The sequence below is a fragment of the Flavobacterium lacus genome (assembly GCF_003268815.1).
In the GTDB taxonomy this organism is placed as follows: Bacteria; Bacteroidota; Bacteroidia; order Flavobacteriales; family Flavobacteriaceae; genus Flavobacterium; species Flavobacterium lacus.
This window is the reverse complement of the sequence record NZ_QLSV01000026.1, coordinates 1-6,240: the sequence shown is the minus strand read 5'-3', so window position 1 is coordinate 6,240 and position 6,240 is coordinate 1. Positions and strand designations below refer to the sequence as shown.

The window sequence follows — 6,240 nt, the reverse complement described above, 5'->3', positions numbered from 1 at the left end:
CTATCTTTTTAATGAAAAATGTGCTTTAAATGTTTTGGTCTGACCGTTTTCCAAATACTCTACCGTAAACCAGTAATCGGTTGAGGGAAGGTTTTCACCGTTGAATGTTCCATCCCAACCTTGTCCTACCGGAGCTATTTGTTTCAGGAATTTTCCATAGCGGTCAAATATATAAATTTTTGCGTTAGGATTGGTATCTCTTAACGTAAAAATATTCCAAGTGTCGTTGTAACCATCTCCATTAGGAGTAAAGAACAGCGGATAATCCACCACATACACTTCGATGGTAGCCTCTGAACAGCCGTTTAAGTCTTGAACGGTTACCAAATGACTTCCTGCACTCACATTGGTAAACACGTTACTAGCCTGGAATGGACCGTTATCTAAACTATACACATAATTCGAATTACCTTGGTCCGGAATGGTGATTCCCGTTGCAATGACCGTGATAGTAGCATTGTCGGTAAAGTAATTACTCTGCACATAACTTAAAATGGCTTGCTCCGATTGAATGACATTCACCGTTACTGTGTTTGAACATCTTGGCTCAGTCTCTGTGTTGATAACCGTTAAAGTATAAGCACCCGGCGTATCTACCGTTAAGTTAGCCTCGGTACCTAGCTCATTGCCAAGTGAATCTGTCCATACAAAATTATGTGTCAATGGATTTAATCCACTCTCTAAAACAGCTTGTCTTATCACATCACCCGTAATTGGATCGGTACAAATAAAGTCATCTTGAACCGTTGGTTCAGGTAATTTATGAACCGTTAAGGTTACCGGTACAATATTCGGACAACCACTTTGCGTGTTTGGATTAACCAAAATAGCATAGATTTCTTGACTAAAGGCGATTGTGTTGACAAAGGCTGTTAAATCCGTTCCGCTTAATGCTCCACTGTAATCGTTCTCTTCTGCCGCCTCTTGTGCTGCGGTTAGACTTACAAAATAATAAACTACTGTACCGGGGTAATTGTTTGGGGTTGTCAATGCAGTTCCCAACAATATCGGTGTTACATCTGCATCTAGATTAAACGCGGCTTTGCCGTCATTCAATGCGTCTTGATCATCACATTTGGTTACTGCAAGGTCATCCACAGGAATTGGATTGGCAAAGGTTCCTTCTTCAATCACTAAATCAACCGTGCCTACAACAAAACATTCGGTGATATTGTTTTCTACTCTAACGTAAATCGTCTGTGGTGTACCTTGAATACTTGTACTAGTGTAAGTGTTTGGCAATTGTGGACTACCCGCCTCTGCATCGGCCTGTGAGCCATAATACGTTACACTAAAGTCCACCTCACTTTGGTTAGCTCCCAACACATCTTGATTGGCTAAACTTAAAGTAAATGGTAAAATCGGTTGATCTATTGCCACACATTGATACAAATTAACCGGTGATACAATATCCGGTAGCGGATTCACAATCAATTCAAGCTCTACAATTTCATAACATCTTGGCTCCAACGGATTGGTTGGTATTCTAGTTACTCGAATATAAATAATTTGCGTATCTGGATTTGTACTGTCATAATTCGTTGGGTCCACAATTGGATTGGTCTCCGTTTCTGCATCAGCTAAACTCTCAAAATATGTCAATGAAAACTCGGTTAAACTCGCTCCGTTTAAAATGTAAAGTGCTCGCTGAGTCAAATCGAAATTCTCTAAACCATCCCCTGGATTAGCATCGTCACACTCTTCTATCGGTGCTGGGTCAAATAACGGTTCCGGTCTTGGTATTACTCGTATCGTTAAGGTCGTAAAGCTTACGCAACCCGCCTGACTCGTCACTTTCACCCCTAAGGTTTGCACCGCTGCAATCGCATTGGTGTAAGCCGTTGGATTTTGAATCGCATTGACATTATTTTGTGCCTCTTGAAAACTTGGATAGTAAGTCACCGTATAGCCGCCTAATCCATTGGTAATGTCATTATCACGAATAGTTAAGTCAAATACTGTAAATTGATTATTTGGTAAAGCCTCATCGCACAAGGATATCGGATCCGGTATGGTGAGTGCCAAAGGTAAATTCACAATTAAATCAAAACTTCCCGTGTGGAAACAACCCGTAGCAAGATCCGTTACTCTAACCCAAATGGTTTGTGGATTGCTCGTGTTAGGATAAGCCGTTATATTCACAATCGCTCCAATGTTGCTTATTGCAGCTGCCTCAGTAGTAAAGTAAGCCACCTGATAATCAGAAGCAGCTCCACTTTGAGCAGCTAAAATAAGTGGCGTTTGAACGCTTAAATCAAACGTGCTTAATCCATTTTGCTGATTCCCGTCCGTATCACATTGAACGATATCCGGTAAATTTGTTGGTACTTCCGGTCTTGGGTTTACATTTAATTCCAGCATCATCACACGCACACAACCCGTGGTGTTATGCTCAGCACGAACATAAATAAACTGTTGCCATGGTAAGATACTTAAGTAAGATAATGATAAATCATTGTTCCCATCCAATGCCTCTTGCTCGGTTTCATGAAAACTGATACTTATATCTGTCGCTCCATTGAGTAAGCCCGGAACAAGAGCTCCTAAATCAAAAGTAGCCAAACCATCATTGTTGTCATCACACAACGTGATAGGATTGATTGGAATAAGCAATATCGGAAGTGGTTCTACACGTAAATCCAACGTAGTGGTTGAATAACAGCCCGTAACCGGATTAAGCACCCGAACGTGGATGGTTTGAACGTTGGAGGTATTGGTATACAACGTAGGTAACGCATTAGTACCCTGTTGTGCTTGAAGTAGCGTAAAGTGGAAGGTAACCTCCAGCCCTTGTTGTGTCCCTACAATCTGGGCAATGGCTTGCGTTAAATCAAATTCTTCCTGCTCGTCGCCCGGATTATTATCATCGCACAAGGTCAGTGGCGTAGGTAATGTAGCAATCGGTAAAGGATTGACAACTAATTCCAGCGGTGCTACATCAAAACAACCTGTCGCATTAATGGTTACACGAACCCAAACGGTTTGTGTGGAACTACTATAGATTGTTGGAAGTTGTGGTGTGCCTAGCGTTGCTTCTGCTTCGCTTGGGTGGAAAGTCACCGTATGTAAACTCGGATCTAATCCCTCTAAAATGTTAGCGATTCGAGAAGATAAATCAAACACCTGAACCCCATCCGTATCATCGTCACACAACGCATAATCATCCGGAGTCGTATTGATTACCGGGAATGGATTAACAATTAAATTAAAGGTTGTAATTGACGGACAATCGGTTGCTCCCGTATTAATCACTCGCACATAAATGGTTTGAAGCCATGGATTAATCGATAAATAATCTGCAGGATTCGGTATTGGTGCTCCACCTAATTGGGCATCCGTTAATGTCTCATGATACGATACGGTTAATCCCGTAGCTCCACCGGTAATGATGCTCTCGGTCTGAGCCAAATTAAATCGCCCACGTCCATCATTATTGTCATCACAAAGTACTAAATCAGGATGGCTGAAAATAATTGGAGCCGGGGCAACGGTTACTGTAGCAGTTTGATTAAGGGGTACCGAACAAATCGGATTGGTACTCGTGAAAACACCTATCAAAGTAAAGATAGTGGTAGTAGTGTAGGTATCCGTTATCGTAAACACGCCCGAAGCATCAATGCCTTGGGTTTGTACTCCTCCTGTATTTACTGTGTATTCTATGGTTGTGCCCGGTGTTGCCGTGAAAGTAATCGTAGCCTCGCCTGTTGGACAGATCGTAACATCGCCACTCACACTCGCCGTTGGAAGTGGCAACAAGGTTACTAATCCTGAAGCACTCGCCGAGACACATCCCGTGTTTACATCGGTAATAATGACACTATAAGTTCCGGCTACTAGTGTGGTAAAACTTGCCACGTTGCCTGGATTAGCTGCACTCGAAGGCACTGTCCATGCGTAATTATAAGTGCCCGGCGTAGTAGAAGTCGCTGTTATGGTCGCTAAATCTCCCGAGCAAACTGTTGGGGAATTAACCGTTACCAAAGGTGTTGGGTTCACAGTGACTCTTATCTCAAATGTAGCTGTACAGCCTGTGGAACTTGCCGTTACGGTGTAAACCACATCTAATGGCAACTCTGTGCTGTTGGTTAAAGTTTGACTGATTGAATTTTGTGGGTTCAACTGATCTGATGCTCCTGTTATTCCTACCGGAGCGGCAACATTCCATGTATAAGTAGTGCCAACCGGTACAAGATTACTTGCGTTTGAAACCGGTGTTACCGTAAAGGTTTCTGTGGTACAAATCGCCTGGATTACATCGGCTATCAATGGTTTTGGATTGACACTTACTGTTAAATCAAAAGTACTACTGCACTGATTTGGTGCAACGCCTGAAGTGGCTGTTATTGTATATACTACATCAATAGCAACATCGGTAGAATTAGTCAGACTTTGACTAATTTGTGTCTGTGGCGTGGCTTGGTTGGATGCTCCTGTAATGCCTACCACAGGTGCAACACTCCAAGTATAAGTAGTTCCCACCGGAACACTATCTGAACCGGTTGTGGATGGTACTAAGATGAAAGTAGCTTCCGAACAAATTGTATCCGTTTTATCTGCAATAAATGGTTTTGGATTGACACTAACCGTTATACTGAAGGTGTCAGTGCAAATATTTGGTGCCGTACCCACAGATGCTATCACGTTGTAAATTACATCAAGTGGTGCATCGGTGGAATTAGTCAAGGTTTGACTAATGCCTGTTTGTGGCGTGGCTTGATTAGATGCTCCTGCAATTTCTGCCGGTGCGGTAACGCTCCATGTGTAGGTTGTACCTGTTGGAACGACATCCGGTAAGGTGTTTGTTGGTATGACTGTAAAGGTATCTTCCGAGCAGATAATAGCTACTTTATCCGCTATAATCGGTAATGGATTGACAGTTACTGTAATGATAAAAGTGTTTGTACAAACCGTTGGTGCTATACCAGCCGAAGCCGTTACGGTATACACTACATCTAAAGAAGCAGTAATGGAATTAGTTAAAGTCTGACTAATTGTGGTTTGTGGTACTCCTTGGTTGGAGGCTCCGGTAATTCCTGCCGGTGCAACTACGCTCCAAGTATAAGTGGTGTCTAAGGGAACAACATCGGTTCCGGTAACGGGTGTAACGCTAAAGGTTTGCTCGGAACAAATTGATTCCGTTACATCGGCTATGCTTGGCCGTGGGTTGACACTTACTGTGATTTCAAAGCTAGATGAACATACATTTGGGGCTGTACCAACACTTGCTGTAACAGTATAAACCACATCGATAACTGTATCTGTGGCATTGGTTAACGTTTGACTAATCGCTGTTTGCGGTGTGGCCTGGTCTGCTGCTCCACTGATTCCGGCCGGTGCGACAACCGTCCATGTGTAAGTCGTTCCCGTTGGAACAACATCCGGTAAAGTGTTACTTGGCGTTACAGTGAAAGTATCTTCCGAGCAAATCGTAGCAACTTGATCCGCTATGCTTGGATTTGGATTTACCGTGACTGTGATTGTGAAGGTGTCGGTACAAATATTCGGTGCTATGCCCACTGAGGCTGTTACTGTATAAACTACATCAATTGAGGCATTCGTAGTATTTGTTAAAGTTTGGCTTATGCTCACTTGGGGAGTCGCCTCATCCGATGCTCCTGTTATGCCTGCTGGTGATAAAACAGTCCATGTATAAGTTGTCCCGGTGGGAACTATCTCCGGCAAAGCCGTTACTGGTGTAATAGTAAAAGTATCATCCGAGCAAATAACAGCTGTTGTATCGTTGATTATTGGTAATGGATTTACAGTGACAGTTACCGTAAAAGTATCCGTACAAACATCCGGTGCTGCGCCTGAAGAAGCTGTTACGGTGTAGGTAACATCTAACTCTGTCTCGGTTGTATTAGTTAAGGTTTGACTAATGGCTGCTTGCGGCGTAGCTTGGTCTGAAGCTCCAGTAATTCCTACTGGTGCTGCAACTGTCCATGTATAGGTTGTTCCAACAGGAACTAAATCTGTTCCGCTTGTTGTGGGCGTTACCGTAAAGGTTTGCTCTGAACAAATCGATGGCGTGAAATCCGAAATAAGTGGCTTTGGATTAACTGTAACCGTAATGCTAAAGGTATCCGTACAAACATTCGGAGACGCTCCCACTGAGGCCTCAACGGTATAAACCACATCAATAGAAGCAGCTGTCGTATTGGTTAAAGTTTGACTTATGCTCGTTTGCGGATTAGTCTCATCCGATGCTCCTGTGATTCCTACCGGTGAGGAAACCGTCCA

General features: G+C 43.1%; 1 protein-coding gene. It reads right to left on the bottom strand.

Annotation, left to right across the window (positions count from 1 at the left end):
* Window positions 1–6,240, bottom strand: a 6,240-nt coding sequence (locus B0I10_RS15420) for a PKD-like domain-containing protein (protein ID WP_112087417.1), incomplete at its 5' end; no start/stop codon positions are given.